Source organism: Herbaspirillum sp. NPDC101397, assembly GCF_044767325.1.
Classification (GTDB): domain Bacteria; phylum Pseudomonadota; class Gammaproteobacteria; order Burkholderiales; family Burkholderiaceae_D; genus Herbaspirillum.
On record NZ_JBIWNS010000009.1, the window covers coordinates 87,957 to 107,898 of the forward strand.

The 19,942-nt window shown below is 60.5% G+C and carries 20 protein-coding genes and 2 tRNA genes; 15 read left to right on the top strand and 7 right to left on the bottom strand.

The genetic code is table 11. The features are described from left to right. Positions 1-18: 18 nt before the first annotated feature. Complete coding sequence (locus ACIROW_RS20790; RefSeq protein ID WP_402278460.1) at positions 19-519, bottom strand: cupin domain-containing protein; 501 nt, start codon at positions 517-519, stop codon at positions 19-21. Positions 520-625: 106 nt separating this feature from the next. Between ACIROW_RS20790 and ACIROW_RS20795 the strand changes: the two genes are divergently transcribed. Next, positions 626-2,422: an EAL domain-containing protein gene (locus ACIROW_RS20795; RefSeq protein WP_402278462.1), complete on the top strand. Its 1,797-nt coding sequence runs from the start codon at positions 626-628 to the stop codon at positions 2,420-2,422. A gap of 201 nt (positions 2,423-2,623) precedes the next feature. On the opposite strand, the gene ACIROW_RS20800 is transcribed toward ACIROW_RS20795, so the two are convergent. Continuing rightward, positions 2,624-2,714: transfer RNA gene (locus ACIROW_RS20800), tRNA-Ser, on the bottom strand. 193 nt (positions 2,715-2,907) lie between these two features. Further along, positions 2,908-4,890, bottom strand: a complete 1,983-nt coding sequence (gene acs, locus ACIROW_RS20805) for an acetate--CoA ligase (protein WP_402278464.1) — start codon at positions 4,888-4,890, stop codon at positions 2,908-2,910. A 370-nt stretch (positions 4,891-5,260) separates the two neighbouring features. Here acs and ACIROW_RS20810 point away from each other — a divergent pair, with 370 nt between their 5' ends. From ACIROW_RS20810 to ACIROW_RS20825, 4 genes are all read left to right on the top strand, one after another. After that, the gene (locus ACIROW_RS20810) at positions 5,261-5,881 is read left to right on the top strand and encodes a YqhA family protein (protein WP_402278466.1); all 621 of its coding nucleotides are present in this window, start codon (positions 5,261-5,263) and stop codon (positions 5,879-5,881) included. Between the two features lie 44 nt (positions 5,882-5,925). Beyond that, entirely contained in the window at positions 5,926-7,470 is a 1,545-nt protein-coding gene (locus ACIROW_RS20815) for a fumarate hydratase (protein ID WP_402278468.1), read from the top strand. A gap of 64 nt (positions 7,471-7,534) precedes the next feature. Then, positions 7,535-8,410: a glutamate racemase gene (gene murI / locus ACIROW_RS20820; protein ID WP_402278470.1), complete on the top strand. Its 876-nt coding sequence runs from the start codon at positions 7,535-7,537 to the stop codon at positions 8,408-8,410. Between the two features lie 129 nt (positions 8,411-8,539). Continuing rightward, positions 8,540-8,615 (top strand) — tRNA-His (locus ACIROW_RS20825). Positions 8,616-8,683: 68 nt separating this feature from the next. Here ACIROW_RS20825 and ACIROW_RS20830 read toward each other — a convergent pair. Then, positions 8,684-9,121 (bottom strand): winged helix-turn-helix transcriptional regulator, encoded by a 438-nt coding sequence (locus ACIROW_RS20830; RefSeq protein ID WP_402278472.1) that lies wholly within the window; start codon positions 9,119-9,121, stop codon positions 8,684-8,686. A 98-nt stretch (positions 9,122-9,219) separates the two neighbouring features. Between ACIROW_RS20830 and ACIROW_RS20835 the strand changes: the two genes are divergently transcribed. Further along, positions 9,220-10,077 (top strand): SDR family oxidoreductase, encoded by an 858-nt coding sequence (locus ACIROW_RS20835; RefSeq protein WP_402278474.1) that lies wholly within the window; start codon positions 9,220-9,222, stop codon positions 10,075-10,077. A gap of 80 nt (positions 10,078-10,157) precedes the next feature. Here the strand turns inward: ACIROW_RS20835 and mgrA are convergent, their stop codons facing one another. Together mgrA and ACIROW_RS20845 are read right to left on the bottom strand one after the other, a co-directional pair. Beyond that, entirely contained in the window at positions 10,158-11,195 is a 1,038-nt protein-coding gene (mgrA, locus tag ACIROW_RS20840) for an L-glyceraldehyde 3-phosphate reductase (RefSeq protein WP_402278475.1), read from the bottom strand. A 70-nt stretch (positions 11,196-11,265) separates the two neighbouring features. Then, positions 11,266-11,808, bottom strand: a complete 543-nt coding sequence (locus tag ACIROW_RS20845; protein ID WP_402278477.1) for a helix-turn-helix domain-containing protein — start codon at positions 11,806-11,808, stop codon at positions 11,266-11,268. 97 nt (positions 11,809-11,905) lie between these two features. On the opposite strand from ACIROW_RS20845, the gene ACIROW_RS20850 reads away from it, so the two are divergent. From ACIROW_RS20850 to ACIROW_RS20890, 9 genes are all read left to right on the top strand, one after another. Next, a complete protein-coding gene (locus tag ACIROW_RS20850; protein ID WP_402278479.1) occupies positions 11,906-12,610 on the top strand; it encodes a glutamine amidotransferase in 705 nt (234 codons plus the stop codon). Further along, positions 12,607-13,314, top strand: coding sequence for an MOSC domain-containing protein (locus ACIROW_RS20855; RefSeq protein ID WP_402278481.1), 708 nt, complete (start codon positions 12,607-12,609; stop codon positions 13,312-13,314). Before ACIROW_RS20850 ends, ACIROW_RS20855 begins: the two co-directional genes overlap by 4 nt. A gap of 72 nt (positions 13,315-13,386) precedes the next feature. Continuing rightward, a complete protein-coding gene (locus tag ACIROW_RS20860; RefSeq protein ID WP_402278483.1) occupies positions 13,387-14,286 on the top strand; it encodes a DUF72 domain-containing protein in 900 nt (299 codons plus the stop codon). Between the two features lie 254 nt (positions 14,287-14,540). Continuing rightward, the gene (locus ACIROW_RS20865; protein ID WP_402278485.1) at positions 14,541-14,888 is read left to right on the top strand and encodes a hypothetical protein; all 348 of its coding nucleotides are present in this window, start codon (positions 14,541-14,543) and stop codon (positions 14,886-14,888) included. Positions 14,889-15,062: 174 nt separating this feature from the next. Further along, on the top strand, positions 15,063-16,151 hold the full coding sequence (locus tag ACIROW_RS20870) for an NAD(P)/FAD-dependent oxidoreductase (protein ID WP_402278487.1): 1,089 nt from the start codon (positions 15,063-15,065) through the stop codon (positions 16,149-16,151). A 25-nt stretch (positions 16,152-16,176) separates the two neighbouring features. Continuing rightward, entirely contained in the window at positions 16,177-16,698 is a 522-nt protein-coding gene (locus ACIROW_RS20875) for a hypothetical protein (RefSeq protein WP_402278489.1), read from the top strand. Between the two features lie 21 nt (positions 16,699-16,719). Then, entirely contained in the window at positions 16,720-17,436 is a 717-nt protein-coding gene (locus ACIROW_RS20880; protein ID WP_402278491.1) for an aspartate/glutamate racemase family protein, read from the top strand. Positions 17,437-17,514: 78 nt separating this feature from the next. Beyond that, the gene (locus tag ACIROW_RS20885; protein ID WP_402278493.1) at positions 17,515-18,138 is read left to right on the top strand and encodes a glutathione S-transferase family protein; all 624 of its coding nucleotides are present in this window, start codon (positions 17,515-17,517) and stop codon (positions 18,136-18,138) included. 23 nt (positions 18,139-18,161) lie between these two features. Beyond that, on the top strand, positions 18,162-18,590 hold the full coding sequence (locus ACIROW_RS20890) for a hypothetical protein (protein ID WP_402278494.1): 429 nt from the start codon (positions 18,162-18,164) through the stop codon (positions 18,588-18,590). Between the two features lie 54 nt (positions 18,591-18,644). On the opposite strand, the gene ACIROW_RS20895 is transcribed toward ACIROW_RS20890, so the two are convergent. Beyond that, a complete protein-coding gene (locus ACIROW_RS20895) occupies positions 18,645-19,856 on the bottom strand; it encodes a M20 aminoacylase family protein (protein WP_402278496.1) in 1,212 nt (403 codons plus the stop codon). Positions 19,857-19,942 lie beyond the last annotated feature (86 nt).

The following is a 19,942-nucleotide window of genomic DNA, read 5'->3' on the forward strand; positions in this document are numbered from 1 at the left end:
GGCGTTGGCGGTACGCCTTTACGCGAGACGTTCAATCACCTGCGCGTGCTGAGGCCAGGTCCGCGTGAGCAGCGCTTTATCGGCGAGTTCGAATTCCTCGAATTCGAAACCCGGAGCCACTGTGCACCCAACCAGGGAGTGGCCTTGCGGATCGGCGCACTCCGCCCCGAACCAGGCGCCGGCAGGCACCAGGGCCTGGAACTCTGCGCCGTCATGGTTGACGGGATTGCCTAATTTGAGAACCGTTAAATCACCGGCATGCCCGAGGACATAGATGTGCAAGGGCGACCCGTCATAGAAATGCCACATCTCGTCGGACTTGATCCGATGCCAGGCAGATCTTTCTCCGGCACCCAGCAAATAGTAGATTGCAGTTGAGGCTGAGCGGATGAGGCCGTCGCTTGATCTCGCCACGTCCATTGCGCTGCGATAGGTTTCCCTGAAATGGCCGCCTTCGGGATGCGGCTGGAGACGAAGGCGAGAAATCAGTTCTGCGGGTGTTGAACCACGTTGATTCATAAGTTCCTCATCTTGACCATGATAAAAACTCCTCTTCGGATAGCATGGTAATCTACATCTCTCCCAGTAGGACAAGATCAATCTTTGTACCGATAGGTGCCTCGCCATGCCAAATACGACCAATAACGGAAGCGCGGCTTCTTATCTGCCTGCCTTGGAATCGGCAGTCTTGAACACCTGGACTGCGGCATTGATGGTGGTTGACGCCACCGTGGAAAATGCCCCTATCGTCTTCGTCAATCTGGCGTTCAGCGAGCTGACCGGCTATCAGCTGCACGAGATCATGGGGCGTGATTGCCGCTTCCTTCAGGGGCGTGAACGACCGGAGAGAGCCGAAGATGCATTGAAACAAATGCAGCGGCAAGGGCATACGCGGCTGGTGGCGCGTAACTATCGCCGGGACGGTACCCCGTTCTGGAACGAGGTGACGCTGTCCTTGATGACGGACGCGACAGGCAGGATCACCCATTTCATCGCGGTACTGATTGATGTCAGCGATCGTTTCACTGGCTTGAGTCAAAGCGGCTATTCCTGGCAGCCTGATATCTATCCAACGCCGATCGTTGTCGATGAGCAGAGCCTGATCGAGAAAGAGCGCCTGTTTTTTGAATCGTCGTTGAGACAGGCTGTTCTGGCCAAGGATTTTCATCTGCAATATCAACCCGTCATCTCCATGCGTACCGGAGACATCATCGGACTGGAGGCATTGGTTCGCTGGACTCATTCTTCTCTCGGCGCCGTCTCTCCTTCGCATTTCATTTCCGTGGCGGAAGAGTTGGGGTTGATTGAAGACATCGGAGACTGGGTTCTGCAAACAGCCTGTCTCGACATGCGACGACGGGAGGCCGCAGGGCTCGCGCCGTTACGCGTCGCCGTCAACGTGTCACCCTATCAGTTCAGCAGTCCGCGTCTGACCGACCTGATTCAGGACGCGATTGAACGCAACGATCTGGATACATCCATGCTGTGCCTCGAGATTACCGAAGGCGCAGTCATGCTGGATACCGAAAACACCAGAACGACACTGCGGCGGTTAAAGGCCATGGGCATCGATCTGCTGCTGGATGATTTCGGCACGGGTTTTTCATCCTTGAGCTACCTCAAGCGATTTCCTTTTGACCGCGTAAAGATCGATCGCTCATTTGTCACCAATCTTACGGAAGACAGCGACGACGCCGCTATTACCAAAGCAATCATTTCCATGGCGCACAGCTTGGGAATCAAAGTGATCGCCGAAGGCATCGAAACGGAAGCGCAGTTCGCAATCTTGCGGGACCAGCAGTGCGATGAAATGCAGGGTTATCTTTTTTCGCGCGGCATCTCGTCGGAAGAACTGGATGTCTTGCTAAGAGAAGGAAAACGTCTGCCATCCCACTTGTTCGGCGCCGGGAACGCGACCCGCACCATCTTGCTGGTAGATGACGAGGCGGAGATGCTGTCGCAATTGCAGGAGCCATTGCGCCGGGATAACTACGAGATTCTGATGGCGAACAATGGAGAAGAGGCGCTCGCGATACTCGAGACACATGAGGTGGACGTCATCCTGAGCGATCAGAGCATGGCCGGCATGACGGGGGTGGAGCTATTGCGCAGTGTGCAGGTGCTCTATCCCGAAACAATACGGATTATCCTGTCGGGTTTCTCGGAGTTGCAATCGGTAACGGACGCCATCAACGATGGCGCGGTCTACAAGTTTTTGACCAAGCCATGGGACGAGACCAAGCTGCGCGCGCATATCCATGAAGCATTCATGCGGAAAGAACTCTCGAATGAAAACCGGTTTTTAGGTGATCAGATAAAAATCAAGAATCTGGAGCTGGATGTTCTGACGCGGAAATTACATGAACTGAGCGCACAAAAGAAAGCGACCTCTTCGTCGAAGATTGAGACAAGGCTGACATAGAAGATGTGAGGGGAGCGCTTCCGTATCGGTAGCTGGGATTCGCCTACGTTCCGCAGGCCGCGGAATCGCTTGCAAGCGATTCCCTTCGAATCCCCCGCGTAAGCCGCGCAGGCGGCTTACTTCTCTCCGCAGATGGGTTTGCTGCGCAAACAAAATGGAAATACAAATAAAAATGCCCGCATAAGCGGGCATTTTGTATTCTGGCGGAGAGAGGGGGATTCGAACCCCCGATAGGCTATTAACCTATACACGCTTTCCAGGCGTGCGACTTCAACCACTCATCCATCTCTCCGGAATTTGGCTTCGTTTTTAGCGAAGCCGCTGATTATAGCAACATTTTTCAGAAAATGAGACGGTTTTGAGCCGTCGTCCATAAAATAATGGCGATGCGTCGCGGCATCGCCATTATTTCTTGTCAGATCGGCATTCCCGGTGCAGATGCGGCTTGCGGCCGGGAACAGGACGCCTTTCCGTCTATTTCCAGCTTATTGCGCTTCCTTGAGCTGGTCCAGGATGGCCGGGTTTTCCAGGGTGGAGATGTCCTGCGTGATGTCTTCGCCCTTGGCCAGCACGCGCAGCAGGCGGCGCATGATTTTGCCGGAGCGGGTCTTGGGCAGGTTGTCGCCGAAACGGATTTCCTTGGGTTTGGCGATCGGGCCGATTTCCTTGGCGACCCAGTCGCGCAGCTCCTTGGCGATGGCCTTGGCTTCGTCGCCGGTCGGGCGAGGGCGCTTCAGGACCACGAAGGCGCAGATCGATTCGCCGGTGGTTTCGTCCGGTTTGCCGACCACGGCGGCTTCGGCCACGATGGGGTTGGCGACCAGCGCGGATTCGATTTCCATCGTACCCATGCGGTGACCGGAGACGTTCAGCACGTCGTCGATGCGGCCGGTGATGGTGAAGTAGCCGGTGTCCTTGTTGCGGATCGCGCCGTCGCCGGCGAGGTAGACCTTGCCGCCGAATTCTTCAGGGAAATAGCTCTTCTTGAAACGCTCGGGATCGTTCCAGATGGTGCGGATCATCGACGGCCACGGACGCTTGACGACCAGGATGCCGCCGGTGCCGTTGGGCAGGTCGTTGCCGGTTTCATCGACGATGGCGGCGGTGATGCCAGGCAGCGCCAGTGTGCAGGAACCCGGCACTTGCGGTGTTGCGCCCGGCAGTGGCGAGATCATGTGGCCGCCGGTTTCGGTTTGCCAGAAGGTGTCGACGATCGGGCATTTTTCGTGGCCGATGTTTTTGTAGTACCACATCCAGGCTTCCGGATTGATCGGCTCGCCGACCGAACCCAGGAGGCGCAGCGACGACAGGTCGTATTGCTTGGGATGGATTTTTTCGTCGGCTTCGGCGGCCTTGATCAGTGAGCGGATCGCGGTCGGCGCAGTGTAGAAAATGGTGGCCTTGTGACGTTGGACCATGTCCCAGAAGCGACCGGCGTTCGGATAAGTCGGCACGCCTTCGAATACGATCTGCGTCGCGCCGACTGCCAGCGGGCCGTAGGCGATGTAGGTATGGCCGGTGATCCAGCCGATGTCGGCGGTGCACCAGTAGACGTCGTCAGGCTTGATGTCGAAGGTCCACTTCATCGTCAGCACGGCCCACAGCAGGTAGCCGCCGGACGCGTGTTGCACGCCCTTCGGTTTGCCGGTGGAGCCGGAGGTGTAGAGGATGAACAGCGGATGTTCGGCGTCGACCCATTCAGGTTCGCAGGCGTCGGGCTGGTTGGCGACGACGTCGTGCAGCCACAGGTCGCGTCCTTCGACCCAATTGATGTCGGCGCCGGCGCGCTTGTAGACGATGACGTTCTTGATCGTGTCGCAGCCGCCCATGGCGAGCGCTTCGTCGACGATGGATTTGAGCGGCAATTGCTTGCCGCCGCGCACCTGGTAGTCGGCGGTGATGACGGCCACTGCGCCGGCGTCGATCACGCGTTCCTGCAGCGATTTGGCGGAGAAGCCGCCGAACACCACCGAGTGCGTGGCGCCGATGCGGGCGCAGGCTTGCATGGCGGCGACGCCTTCGACCGACATCGGCATGTAGATGACGACGCGGTCGCCTTTCTTGACGCCGAGCGACTTCAGGCCGTTGGCGAAGTGGCAGACTTTCTTGTGCAGTTCGCGGTAGGTGACGCGGGTGACCTTGGCGTCGTCGGATTCGAAGATGACGGCGGTCTTGTCGGCGTTGCCGTTGTCGAGATTGACGTCGAGGCAGTTGTACGAGACGTTGATCTTGCCGTCTTCAAACCATTTGTAGAACGGCGCGTCGGCTTCGTTCAGGGTCTTGGTGAAGGGCTTTTTCCATTGCAGGTTCTCACGCGCGAGGCGGGCCCAGAAGCCTTCGTAGTCGCGTTCTGCTTCGGCGCACAAGGCGTTATAGGCATCCATGCCGGACACGGCGGCGTTCTTGACGAACTCTGCCGGTGGAGCGAATACACGGTTTTCCTGCTTGAAGGTTTCGATGTCTGCCACGATTTAGTCTCCTGCGATTAATGATTTTTGCTTTTTGCAAAACATAGGCGTGTTCACTTACTCAGTCCTTACACATGCTGAATTGATCGGGGCGGAAAGGGCCGCTGCGCACGGTCCGACGTCACGTACAGAGGTCAGACCACAAGAGCGCAACGAAGTTTGCACTGCGGTATTGCCAGAGTGCATTATCGCATCTGTGGCGATCCTCAGCAGAGCGTACACAGCCAAGAAAGCGGCAAGGGAGTGTAAAATAGCGGCCTGAATTCGCTCGCCTGAATGCATCCGATATTGACATGCGATGCACGCAAGCTGCCGTGAGACAAGGCTGACCGCCTGCTCACATCACTGTTTTATTCTGAGATCCGCGCCAATGAAAGACACTCGCTCCACGCCTTCCGGTAAAAAGATCGGCATCGTGCCCAATCTGATTTTCATGAGCCGGTGGTTGCAGCTGCCTTTGTACCTCGGCCTGATCCTGGCGCAGTGCGTCTACGTGTATCACTTCTGGGTCGAGCTGAGCGACCTGATCGGCGCGGCGCTGGGCAATGCAGCCTCGCTGGAACACATCCTCGACGCGGTCGCCCTCGAAGGCGCGCTGCGTCCCGACAAGCTCAACGAGCAGACCATCATGCTGGTGGTGCTGGCGCTGATCGACGTGGTGATGATTTCGAACCTGCTGATCATGGTGATCGTGGGCGGTTACGAAACCTTCGTCTCGCGCATGAACCTCGAAAGCCATCCCGACCAGCCCGAGTGGCTGTCGCACGTGAACGCTTCGGTGCTGAAGGTCAAGCTGGCCACGGCGATCATCGGCATCTCGTCGATCCATCTGCTCAAGACCTTCATCAACGCCAACCTGTACGACGTCAAGACCTTGCTGGCGCAGACCGGCATCCACATCACCTTCCTGTTGTCGGCCATGGCGATCGCGTATTGCGACCGGCTCATGAGCCATCCCGCGGTTCCAGCGGAGCCGCCGGAACCACACTGACCGAATCTTTCCGTATTTTTCATTCAACCCCGAGAGAACCAGCCATGACCATCATCAAGCAAGACGATCTCATCGAATCCGTGGCCGCCGCGCTGCAATACATCAGCTACTACCATCCGGTGGATTACATCCAGCATCTGGCGCGCGCCTATGAGCTGGAGCAGAATCCGGCCGCCAAGGATTCCATCGCCCAGATCCTGACCAACTCGCGCATGTGCGCCGAAGGCAAGCGCCCGATCTGCCAGGACACCGGCATCGTCAACGTGTTCCTGCGCATCGGCATGGGCGTGCGCTTTGAAGGTTTCGGCAGCGGCTCCATCGCCGACGCCGTCAACGAAGGCGTGCGCCAGGGTTACAGCCATCCGGACAACGTGCTGCGCGCGTCCATCGTGGCCGACCCGCAATTCGACCGCAAGAACACCAAGGACAACACCCCGGCCGTGATCCACATGGAACTGGTGCCGGGCAACACCGTCGACGTGCGCATCGCCGCCAAGGGCGGCGGTTCCGAGAACAAGACCAAGTTCGTCATGCTGAACCCTTCCGACTCGCTGGTGGACTGGGTCCTCAAGACCGTGCCGACCATGGGCGCCGGCTGGTGTCCGCCGGGCATGCTCGGCATCGGCATCGGCGGCACTGCCGAGAAGGCCATGCTGATGGCCAAGGAAGTGCTGATGGACGACATCGACATGTACGAACTGAAGCAGCGCGGTCCGCAAAACAAGACAGAAGAACTGCGCATCGAACTGTGCGACAAGGTCAACGCGCTCGGCATCGGTGCACAAGGCCTGGGCGGCCTGACCACCGTGCTCGACGTCAAGATCGCCATGTACCCGACCCACGCCGCATCCAAGCCGGTCGCGATGATCCCGAACTGTGCGGCAACCCGTCACGGCCACTTCGTGCTGGACGGTTCCGGCCCGGCCTACATGGATCCGCCATCGCTGTCCGAATGGCCTGAAGTGCATTGGGTGCCGGACACCGAAAAGTCGAAGAGCGTCAACCTCGACACCCTGACCAAGGAAGAAGTCGCGTCGTGGAAACCGGGCCAGACCCTGCTGCTGAACGGCAAGATGCTGACCGGCCGCGACGCCGCTCACAAGCGCATCCAGGAGATGCTGGCCAAGGGCGAGAAGCTGCCCGTCGACTTCACTAACCGCGTGATCTATTACGTCGGTCCGGTCGATCCGGTGCGCGACGAAGTGGTCGGTCCTGCCGGTCCGACAACGGCTACGCGCATGGACAAGTTCACCGACATGATGCTGGAGCAGACCGGCCTGATTTCCATGATCGGCAAATCCGAACGCGGCCCGACCGCCATCGAGGCGATCAAGAAGCACAAGTCGGCTTACCTGATGGCGGTCGGCGGTTCGGCCTACCTGGTGTCGAAGGCGATCAAGTCGGCCAAGGTGCTGGGCTTCGCCGACCTGGGCATGGAAGCGATCTACGAGTTCGACGTCAAGGACATGCCGGTCACGGTGGCGGTCGACGCCAACGGCATCTCGGTGCACAACACCGGTCCTGCCGAGTGGAAGGAAAAGATCGCAACCAACACCGCGTTGAGCAAGATCGCGGTCACGACTGCATAACAATGCAACTGCGGATGCAACAGCGGATGTCCCAACCGAAGCCACAAGCGGGAGTCGCTCGCCGATGACCGCAACAGCTTCACCAGCAACACTGATGCCGATGGACGCTCACACTGATCGTGACGCGCCCATCGGCATTTTCGATTCCGGCATCGGCGGCTTGTCGGTGCTGCGTCACGTGCGCGCAGCCTTGCCGCAGGAGCACCTGCTGTACTTTGCCGACTCCGGCTATGCACCCTACGGTGACAAGGATGAGCAGCAGATCGTCGACCGCTCGCTGGCGATCGCCGGCTTCCTGATCGGGCAGGGCATCAAGGCCCTGGTGGTGGCGTGCAACACCGCGACCGCTGCGGCGATCCAGGCAATCCGCTTGCAATGGCCCGAGCTGATCGTGGTCGGCATCGAGCCCGGCCTGAAACCGGCGGCGTTGCACAGCAAGAGCGGCGTGGTTGGCGTGCTGGCCACGCGCAGCACATTGGCTAGCGCGCGCTTCATCGCCTTGCGTGAACAGATCGCCGCAGCCGGCAAGGTCCGGTTCATTTCGCAAGCCTGTGTCGGCCTGGTCGATCAGATCGAGAAGGGCGAGTTGCAATCGCCGGCCACTGCGGCGCTGGTGGATCGCTACGTCATGCCGTTGATTGCGCAGGGCGCCGATACGCTGGTGCTGGGCTGCACGCATTATCCATTCGCACGCGAGCTGATCGAATCGGCGGCGCGACATGCCGGATGCGCCGCGCCGGTCATCATCGATACCGGCGAAGCGGTGACGCGGCAATTGAGCCGTTTGCTGGAGGCGAAGGCATTGGTGCGTTCCGGCGACGCTGCTGGAAATGGCGGAAGTCTGGTGGCCTATACCACCGCCGGTGTCAGCACCTTGTCGACGGCCTTGACCAATCTGTTGAAGATGGACGCAGAAGTGCGCCAGATCGCGGCGAGTTAGCAGCCGTCGCCCGGGGATTCCGGCAAATTTCGTTGCGGTGACTATTTCATTTGCCAGAAGCCCTACAGTTTTGTATAATCTTTTGCTTCACTGACTCAAGGCAGTAATTCAGGTCTTGGTCATGCAGTGGTGGCTGTAGCTCAGTTGGTAGAGTCCAGGATTGTGATTCCTGTTGTCGCGGGTTCGAGCCCCGTCAGCCACCCCAGTTTGAACAGCACTACAAATAAACAAGGCCCGCATTCAGCAGGGCCTTTTTTATTTTCCGGACGGGTTTTACTTTGACGCCCGGTTTTCTTTTTCCTCTTCCTTTTCCTGCCTGGCCGCCATGAAGCGCGGCAAACTCACCTCGATCCAGTCCGTCAGCGTCTCGATGCGTTGCGCTGCTTCAAGCCCCAACGGCGACAGCGTGTAGTCGACGTGCGGCGGCACCACGTCATACGACTTGCGGATCACCAGTCCGTCGCCTTCCAGCTCCTGCAGCGTCTGCGCCAGCATCTTTTCGCTGACGCCGCCGACCTTGCGCCGCAGGTCGCTGAAGCGATGCGTGCCGCCCAGCAGGGCGACCAGCAAGAGCACGCCCCAGCGGCTGGTGAGGTGCTTCAATACGCTGCGCGAGGGGCAATCGGCGGCAAACAGCTCGCCGCGCGCCATGCGGTCCTTCAGCGACACATGGGTAGCAAGAGGGTGGAGTGCGGGGTCTCGTGTATTCATGGCGATTATTTTACACTAACCTTTTTGTGCGTACTTACTAAAAGTTAGTGTATCCGATAAGCTGCAATTTCTTTCACTTCACCGAACAGGAAATTGTCATGATCGTCGTCACCGGAGCCACCGGCCAATTGGGCCGACTCGTCATCGCCGCATTGTTGAAAACCGTCTCTGCAGCGAACATCGTCGCCGCCGTGCGCAGCCCGGAGAAAGCATCCGACCTGGCCGCGCTCGGCGTGCAAGTGCGTCGCGCCGACTACACCGACGCCGCCAGCCTCGACGCCGCGCTGCGGGGGGCAGAAAAAGTCCTGCTGATTTCGTCCAACGAGCTCGGTGAGCGTCTGAATCAGCATCGCGCCGTCATCGACGCCGCCAAGCGCGCCAACGTCAAGCTGCTGGCCTACACCAGCGTGCTGCGCGCCGACACCTCGACCCTTGGCCTGGCAGCGGAACACAAGCAAACCGAGCAGGCCATCAAGGACAGCGGCGTCCCGGCGACCATCCTGCGCAACGGCTGGTATCACGAGAACTACACCGGCGGCCTGCAGAAGGCAGTCGCCAACGGCGCGATTGTCGGCAGCGCCGGCGATGGCCGCATCTCCTCGGCTGCACGCAGCGACTACGCCGAGGCTGCGGCTGCCGTGCTCACCGGCAGCGGCCACGCCGGCAAGCTCTATGAGCTGGCCGGCGACGGCGCCTATACGCTGAGCGAGCTGGCGGCGGAAGCGGCGCGCCGGTCCGGCAAGCCGGTCGAGTATCGCGACATCCCGGAAGCCGACTACAAGGCCGCGCTGCTCGGCTTCGGCTTGCCGGAAGTGATCGCCGTCCTGCTGTCGGACTCGGATGCGGCGGCAGCGAAGGGCGCCTTGTTTGATGATGGCAAGCAGTTGTCGGCGCTGATCGGTCATCCGACCGTGCCGTTGTCGGCATCGGTGGCGGCAGCGTTGGGCAAGGGCTGATTCATTTTCTTGCTCTGAAATGAAAACGGGCCCATCGCTATGTGGAATAGCGATGGGCCCGTTTTACGTGCGCGACAAAATTACTTGTGGCGCGACGACACTTCCCACAGATTGAGATGACCGTCCTGCGCCTGCTTGTCGATGGCGGCCAGCTCTTCTGCGCTGAAGCTCAGCTTGTCCAGCGCTGCGACGTTCTCGCGGATCTGCTTGCTGCTGCTGGCGCCGATCAGCGTGGTGGTCACGCGCGGATCGCGCAGCACCCAGGCCAGCGCCATCTGCGCCAGCGTCTGGCCGCGCGCCTTGGCGATGTCATTGAGCGCGCGCACGCGCTGCAGGTTTTCTGCGCTCAGGTGGTCGCTCTTGAGCGAGCCGCCGCCGGCGCGGTTGATGCGCGCATCGTCCGGAATGCCGTTGAGGTACTTGTCGCTCAGCAGTCCCTGCGCCAGCGCCGTGAAGGTGATGCAGCCCATGCCCTGGCGTTCCAGTTCATCGAGCAGGCCTTGCTCGATCCAGCGGTTGAACATGTTGTATGACGGCTGATGGATCAGGCAGGGCACCTTCCATTGCTTGAGCAGCTCGGCGGCTTCCTTGGTCTTCTCCGGCGAATACGACGACACGCCGACGTACAGCGCCTTGCCTTGCTGCACGGCGGTGGCCAGCGCGCCCATGGTTTCTTCCAGCGGGGTGTCCGGGTCGAAGCGATGCGAGTAGAAGATGTCGACGTAATCCAGGTTCATGCGCTTCAAGCTCTGGTCCAGGCTGGCCAGCACGTACTTGCGCGAGCCGCCGCCCTGGCCGTAAGGACCGGGCCACATGTCCCAGCCGGCCTTGGTCGAGATGATCAGTTCATCGCGGTAAGGCCGGAAATCCTGGTTGAACAGATGGCCGAAATTGGCCTCCGCGCTGCCGTACGGCGGCCCGTAATTGTTGGCCAGGTCGAAATGCGTGATGCCCAGGTCGAAGGCGGTGCGCAGCATTTCGCGCTGGGTCGCCAGCGAGGTGGTGTCGCCGAAGTTGTGCCACATGCCCAGCGACAGCAGCGGCAGTTTCAGGCCGCTGCGGCCGCACTGGCGGTATTGCATGGTTTCATAGCGGGTGTTGGATGCGTGATAGGTCATGGATGTGTCTCCTTGTTGATCGGGTTTTGCTTGCGTGTTTGCGAGTTTGCGTGTGGGGGAGGGCGCGGTCTCAGCGCTCGCGATTGCTGACGATGACCATGACTTCGGCCTGGACGCTGCCGGTGCTTCTGGTCCGGTGCGGAATCAGCGCATTGAAATAGAGGGAATCGCCGGCCTTGAGTTGCACCAGCTGGTCGGGAAATTCAACGTCGATGCGGCCCTTGTGCACGAACAGGAATTCTTCTCCCTCGTGCTCCTTGAACGCCGATGCCACGAAATCCTGCGGCGGATACATCATGAAGGGCAGCATCTCTTTGGGCGCGATGTCGGCGGCGATGCTTTCCACCGGGCGGGCGCCGCCGGCGGTCTTCGCCATGGCGGTGCGCGCCGAGGCGCGCGTGATGCTGATCAGCTGATCGCTGCCGGCGTCCGACGCCAGTTGCCCGACGTCGACCTGCAAGGCCCTGGCCAGTTTCAGCGCCACCGCGATGGAGGGCATGCTGACGCCGCGTTCTATCTTGGACAGATAGCTCTTGGTGAGGCCGCTTTGATCAGCCAGCGTCTCCAGCGTCCAACCCTTTTGCTTTCTTAGCAACTTCAGTCGAATGGTCATGTCGGAATGGCGAAAATAGGTGAAGCATTGTAGCTCAGGACACTTTGTGTCATATAATCACCAGAGTGTCATATCCTTCGTCTTCGGAAAGCTCATCATGCAATGTCTCGTCATCCGCCATCTCGCCTTTGAAGACCTCGGCAACTTTGCGCCGGTGCTGAAGCAGGCCGGCTTTGCCGTCGACTACGTCCAGGCCGGCGTCGCCACGTTGCAGCCGGCTGCGGTCGCCGCAGCCGATCTGCTGGTCGTGCTGGGCGGTCCGATCGGCGTCAACGATAGCGCCGAATATCCCTTCATCAATGAAGAAATCGCACTGGTGCGGGAACGGCTGGACAGCGGCAAGCCGGTCCTCGGCATCTGCCTCGGCGCGCAGATGATGGCGGCGGCGCTGGGTGCGCGCGTCTATCCCGGCACGCAGAAGGAAATCGGCTGGGGCGGCGTGACGCTGACCGGCGCGGGTCGCGCATCCAGTCTCTCCACGCTCAATGACAACGACGCCGTGCTGCACTGGCACGGCGACACCTTCGACCTGCCGGACGGCGCCGAGCTGCTGGCGTCCACCGCAGCGACGCCGCATCAGGCGTTCCGTTACGGCCGCCATGCGCTGGCGTTGCAGTTCCATGTCGAAGCCGACGCCGATTGCATCGAGGCATGGCTGATCGGTCACGCCTGCGAATTGTCTTTGGCCGGGATCAGGCCGTCGGCGATCCGCGATGACGCCAGGCGCTGCGGTGCACAGGCGCGCAGCAATGCGGAAAATATCCTGCGCGCCTGGCTGGCGGAAACCGGGCTGTGCGTGTGAAAGCCTTGCGCTGTCGCGTTAATCACCTGCTGACCGGCAAGGTCGCGGCGCTCGCGGGAACCGTTCATCTGAGCGGCATAGCCAAGCAGGTGCTGGCGGGACGCATCTGGTGCGGGGAGCAGGGATTGCACGGCGACGAGCAGGGCGACCGGCTCTTCCATGGCGGACCGGACAAGGCCTTGCATCATTATCCGCGTGAGCATTACGCGTTCTGGCGAGAGCGCATCGGCGCGCGCGACTTGTGGTCGCGTCCGGGTGCGTTCGGTGAGAACATTTCCACCGATGCCCTTGGCGAACACGAGGTCTGCATCGGCGATCGCTTCTCGCTCGGCGATGCGCTGCTGGAAGTCTCGCAGGCACGCCAGCCGTGCTGGCGGCTTAACCTGCGCTTCGCCCATGCCGGCATGTCGCGGCTGGTGCAGCAATCCGGCAAGACCGGCTGGTACTACCGCGTGCTGCAAAGCGGTTGGGTCGCGGCCGGCGATGCGCTGGTCCTGCTGGCGCGCCCGCATCCGCAGTGGCCGCTGTCGCGCATCCTCGACGTGTTGTATTGCCGACCGGTTGAACCGGACTTGCTGCATGAATTGATCGGGATCGACAGCTTCCCGCCATCTTGGCGCGGCATGTTTGAAAAGCGGCTGTCATCCGGCCGGCTCGAAGATTGGGCGAAGCGGCTAGACACGCCGTCAGCGGATGTCTCATAACGCCGGTTATGGTGAACTCTGAAATCCTGTACGTGTCTGCTCTGACAGATACTTCATTTCGGAGCGACGGCCATGGCAAAGATCCGTATCGGCATTTCCGGCTGGCGCTATGCGCCATGGCGCGGCGGTTTTTATCCTGAAGGACTGAAGCAGGCCGACGAACTGCAATTCGCGTCGCGCGCCTTGCCATCGATCGAACTCAACGGCTCCTTCTACGCCTTGCAGCGACCGCAGAGCTACGCCGCCTGGTACGACGCGACGCCGCCGGGCTTCGTCTTCAGCATCAAGGGCAATCGCTTCATCACCCACATCCAGCGCCTGCGCGACATCGACGGGCCGCTCGCCAATGTGTTTGCTTCCGGCGTGTTCAACCTCAAGGAAAAGCTCGGCCCCTTCCTGTGGCAGTTCCCGCCCAGCTTCCGCTACGACGCCGAACTGGTGGAGCATTTCCTGAGCCTGTTGCCGCACGATACCGAAACAGCGCTGGAACTGGCGCAACACTGCGAGCCGCGCATGAAGGAGCGCAGCCTGCTCAAGATCGACAAGAAGCGCAAGCTGCGCCACGCCATGGAAATCCGTCACGAGAGTTTTATCGACGACGGTTTCATCGCGCTGCTGCGCAAATATAACGTCGCGCTGGTAGTGGCCGACACCGCCGGCAAGTGGCCGTATCTGGAGGACGTTACCGCCGACTTCATGTATCTGCGCCTGCACGGCGACAAGGAGTTGTACGCCAGCGGTTATACCGAACCGGCGCTGGAGCGCTGGGCGCAACGCATCGAGGCGTGGAGCAAGGGTGGGCAGCCGAAGGACGCCCATTGCGCCTCTGACAGCAAGCCGACAGTGCGCAAGAGCAGGGATGTTTATTGCTACTTCGATAACGATATCAAGGTCAAGGCGCCGTTCGATGCGAGGCGTCTGATTGCGCGACTGGGAATCGAAAAAGGGCTCGCCGCGCTGACAGAAAACTGACAAAGAATTCACTGCGGAAACACTCGGAAAAGTCGCTTCGGTATGTTGTAAAGATTTGTTGCGAAGCGCTGAAAAATGTCGCTTAATGACGCCTGTCCGATGTCAAAAAATAATCATTGCAACAAGACGGCGGACAAAAGTCTTGGGGGGAATCCAAGCAGAATCGCAAAATGAATTTCAGGCAATGCTCGCGGATTGCCGCTGTTTTGTGTGACGAGTCATAACAACGATTAACCACTCGGCTGGAGAATTAAATGGGATCACTTTTGATCGGCACAGGCGCGGGTTTGTTCGGCGTTGCCATGCTGTGGCTGCGCTACGGCCACAAGCTGCGAGAAGAAGCGCCGGTGTCGGACTTCCAGCGCAAGCTCAATTTCATCCGCGACGTTTGCGACGGCAACCTCAAGAAAGCCAACGCGCTGCTGACCGAAAAGATGGCGCTCGACACCACGCTGTCGTACGAGCAGGCAGTTGAACACGTCTATCTCGACATGCTCGAAATCACCAACGAAGAACGCGCCGCCGTCATGAAGCACGGTGAACGCCGCAAGACCCGCCGCGCCAAATCGCAATCTTCCGCATCCGAAACGACGACGCAATAAGGCGCTACACACCGGACATGCGGTTTTGTAATTTGCAAACTCGCTATTGATCGTTGGGCGCCGGCAGGGCTGGCGCTATAGTGGAAATCTTGTTTTCACCATCAGGAAATCCACCGGGAACATCGCGCTCAGTCTGAGCAATCGCAGTTTCCCGGACGACCGTCCATCCCAACTATGCATATCGTCATCGGCGCCGGCGTGATCGGCGCTTCGGTCGCCTATCATCTGGCGCGCGCAGGTGCGCCCGTCACCGTCATCGACGCCGGCCGCATCGGCGGCGGCACCAGCGGCAACAGTTTTGCCTGGGTCAATTCACACAACAAGGCGCCGCGCGCCTATCACGATCTCAACGTCGCCGGCATGCGCGCGCACGCCGCTTTGCGCGAACGCTTCGGTGACGCACCGTGGTGGCATGGCGGCGGCACCGTCGAATGGGAGGGCGTCGCGCCCGAGGCCTATCGCGCCAAAGTGGCGCTGCTGCAATCCTGGGGCTATGCCGCAGAGTGGCTCGATCGCGCCGCCTTGCAGGCGCTGGAGCCCGACATCGATTCCGATGCCGTCGGCGATGCGCCGGTGGCGTTCTTTCCCGACGACGGCTGGGTCGATCCGGTCGTCTACAGCCATGGACTATTGACCGAGGCCAGGCGGCTTGGCGCTCACGTATTTGAACATCTTGCGGTGACGGCAATCCGTCGCCAGGGCAATCGGGTGACCGGAGTCACCACCGCCGATGGCGCGACACATGATGCCGACGTGGTCGTCAACGCCACCGGCCGCTGGGCCGATCAGGCGGCGTTGCCGATTGATTTGCGCATTCCAATGGCGCCGTCGGCGGGCCTGATGCTGTTCACGCCGCCGCTGGCGCATAGCGTGCAGCGCGTAATCTTTTCGCCGCGGGTACATATCCGTCCGGACGGAGCGGGTCGCCTGCTGATCTGCCGCAACGATCTTGAGGTGAAGGCCGACGCCGAATTTGACCGCCGCGCGCCGGAAGTGGCGGGACTGCTCGCCGCCGCACGCGAGGTGTTGCCGCTGCTGCGTGGCGTCGACGCCGAAGCCTTGCGCGTCGGCGTGCGTGCGATTCCCGCCGATCAGTTTCCCGCGGTCGGTCCGTCGCCCGACACCAGCGGCTATTACAGCGTGGTCACGCACAGCGGCGTGACGCTGGCGCCTTTCCTGGGTGAAACGGCCGCCGATGAAATCCTCAACAACACAGTGCGGCCCGAGCTGGAAAGCTTCCGGCCGCAACGCTTTTTTCTCTGACGCCTTCATCCCACAAGGACACTCCATGGCAAGAATCAACCTCGTGCAGCGCGATGCGCTCGACCCGCAAGGCCGGCAATCCTACGACGACGAAATCACGCGCGTCGGCCAGGTCACCAACATGAAGGGCACCATCCTGCATTCGCTGGCGGCGCACCAGGCCTATCACGGCTCCTACCTGATCAAGGCCGAGCTGATCAAGCTGCTCGGCAAGCGCGCCTTCAACGTCTATGCGCACGCCATCTCGTCGGCGTCGGATTGCCTGCTGTGCTCGACCTTCTTCCGCAAGGCGCTGGCGGCCGAAGGCATCTCGCCGAAAGACTTCAATCCGACCGACGACGAGCAACTGCTGATCGACCTCGGCAGCCGCATCGGTGGCCGCGCCAAACAACTCGATGACGCCATCTGGGTGCGTCTGAAGCAGCGCTACGACGACACAGCCATCGTCAACCTGATCGGCTTCGGCGGCACCATGGTGGCCACCAACATCTTCAACAGCCTGCTCGAAGTCGACATGGATGACTACCTGCAAGACCCGGCGCAATAAAGAAAAGAACGGAGCAAACACATGAGCGGGCCCAAGAAAACCTATTACGGCGTCAGCGTCGGCATCCTGATGGTGAAGACGCATTTCCGCCGCTACCTTGGTGACATCGGCCACGCCGGCACCTGGAATTTCCCTGTGCAATACCGCATCGTCGAAGACGCCGTGCCGTCGAAGATGACCGACCTGCACAATGTCAGCCTGCTGGAGCCTTTCAAGAAGGCGGCGAAAGAGCTGGTTGATGCCGGCGTCGACGGCATCACCACGACCTGTGGTTTCCTGTCGATCTACCAGCAGGAGCTGGTCGACTTCTGCGGCGTGCCGGTCGCCACCAGCAGCCTGTTGCAGGTGCCGATGGTGCAGCGGATCATTCCGTCGGACAAGAAGGTCGGCATCCTTACCTACAACGGCGAGGTGCTCAACGGGAAATACCTGGAAGCAGTCGGCATCGCCGCCGACACGCCGGTGTACGGCATGCCGCAGGGTTCCGAGTTCGTGCGTTCAATCCGGGAGGGCGACGACAGCGTGCCGTATGCGGTGCTGCGCCAGGAAGTGCTCGACCTGGTCGCGCGCATGCTGCGCGAAAATCCATCGATCGGCGCGATCGTGTCCGAATGCACCAACCTCGCGCCGTTCACGGCTGACATCCAGCAGACCTTCGGTGTTCCGATCTACGATACGGTGTCGCTGGTGAACTGGTTCCAGGCGGGCTTGCGGCCGCGGCGTTATCCGGCGGAGTAGGGCCGCCGCCGGATTCAGTCCGGAACCGGTATCATGCCTGTCTCTGTATCGTGATTCCTTCAACCTGAAAGCGTCGCCATGATTACCGTCCTTGGAAAAGTTACGTCAATCAACGTCAGAAAAGTGCTCTGGTGCTGTACGGAACTCGGCTTGCCCTTCCAGCAGGAGAACTGGGGCGGGGATTTTCAATCGACGCAAACGCCGGAGTTTCTGGCGTTGAATCCACACGGGCTGGTTCCGGTGATTCGCGATGGCGACTTCGTGCTATGGGAATCCAATTCCATCCTGCGTTATCTGGCCAACCGGTACGGCGCCGATCCGCTGTATCCGCAGGAACCGCGGCGACGGGCGCAGGTGGACCAATGGATGGACTGGCAGGCATCGGACCTGAACAGTGCATGGCGCTACGCTTTTCTTTCGCTGGTCAGAAAGTCGCCCGCGCATCAACAGCCAACAGAACTGGCCGCCGCAGTCGCCGGCTGGAACGCGCACATGGGCAGGCTGGATCGCCATCTTGACGCGACCGGCGCGTACGTCGCCGGCCAGGATTTCACGCTGGCCGACATCCCGATCGCCTTGTCCGTCAATCGCTGGTTGTCGACGCCCATGGAGCGGCCGGACTATCCTGCCGTAGCGAGCTACTTCGAACGCCTGCGCGAGCGGCCGGGCTTTGGTGCGCATTGCGACAACGGCGCGCCCTGATTCTCACTTCACATCGGAGCAGCATGGACAACGCAGCGGAAAATTCGCCCCACCGTCTCGTCGATATCTTTTTCTATGGTCTGCATATGGATGCCGCTTCGCTGCAGACCAAAGGGATCGTCATCCGGCAGCCGCGTCTTGCCACGATTCGCGATTGCAAGATAGTCGTCCGGACGAAGGCGATCTTGTTGCGAGAAGAAGGGGCGACTGCGCACGGCATGCTGTACCAGCTCACACATGCCGAAATCGACGTCCTCTACAAGGATCAACCCGACTATCGGGCGGAAGCGTTTGCAGTCGATGACGGCGAGCGGATCGTCAGCGCCATCAGCATGGTGCACATAGCTCCGCCGCTGGATGGCGCCGTCGATCCTGCGTATGCGACAAAACTCCGCAAGGTCCTGGAAGATATCGGGCTTCCTGCAAGCCATCTCAGGGCCGACATCCAGTAGACCTTCGACATGTCGTTCCCTGAACCGGCGGAGTAACCTGCAGGCTGGATGGGATTATTGCGCAGGCTCACAGGAAAAGGATTGCGCCAGCCGCACCCAGTACTCGACGCCGCCGGCGATGATGTCGTCATTGAAGTCATAGTGTGCATTGTGCAACTGCTGGCGACTGCCGGCGGCAGCATTCCCGATCAGGATGTAGGTTCCGGGACGTTCCTCCAGCATGAAGCCGAAGTCTTCTGAGGTCATGTTGGCCGGCACGTCTGCGTGCACATTGCCGGCGCCGAAGCAGCGCTCCAGCACCTGGCGGCAGAACGCCGTCTCTGCGGGCGTATTGACCGTCGCCGGATAGTATTGGAAAAACTCCAGCGTCGCGCCGGCGCCATGGATGGCAGCAATGCCTTCAGCGATTCTGGTCATCTCTCCTTGCAGTTTTTTCAGCAGTGTGGACGACAAGGTGCGTACCGTACCGCGCAGCTCTGCGCTGTCGGGAATGACGTTGTCGGTCATGCCGGCGTTGAACATGCACACCGAAATCACGGCCGGATCGACCGGACTCTTGTGGCGCGCAACCAGCGTCTGAAATTGCTGGACGATGGCGCAGGCAATCGGAATCGGATCAATGCCCATGTGCGGTTGGGCGGCATGCGCACCAAGACCGGTTACGCTGATTCTGAAACGCTGGCCCGCGGCCATGATAGGGCCGACGCGCAGTCCGAACTGTCCGGCCGGCAAGGCGGGCCAGTTATGCATGCCGAACACCGCCTTCGTCGGGAATTCTTGGAACAACCCGTCATCCATCATCTTGCGCGCGCCCGCGCCGCCTTCTTCGCCCGGTTGAAAGACGAAGTGCACGTCGTGCGGCGGGGCCTGCAACGTCTTCATCAGCAACGCTGCGCCCAGCAACATGGTGGTGTGTCCGTCATGGCCGCAGGCGTGCATGCGGCCGTCGCAACGGGAGGCGTGATCGAAGACATTCTTTTCGCTGATCGGCAGGGCGTCCATGTCGGCGCGCAGCACGATACCCGGTCCGCGCTGCTTGCCCGACAAGGTGGCGACCAGTCCTGTGCCGCCCATGCCCTTGCGCACCACATAGCCGGCGTTCTGCAATTCGGCGGCGACCACCTCGGCGGTGCGCAACTCTTCGAAGCGCAATTCCGGATGCCGGTGCAGGTCGCGCCTGAAGCTGCGCAGGAACGGCAAGTTGGCATTGATCAAGGCGCGCAGCGTCGTCGTATCGGAAAAGTTCAGGGCGTCGTTGGAAGTCATGGCTAGAAAATTGAAAATGAAAAAAGGCGGCGAAGCAGGGTGTCTCGATGGAGTCCTCGCCTCGCCGCCGGAGCAGCTGCTACCTC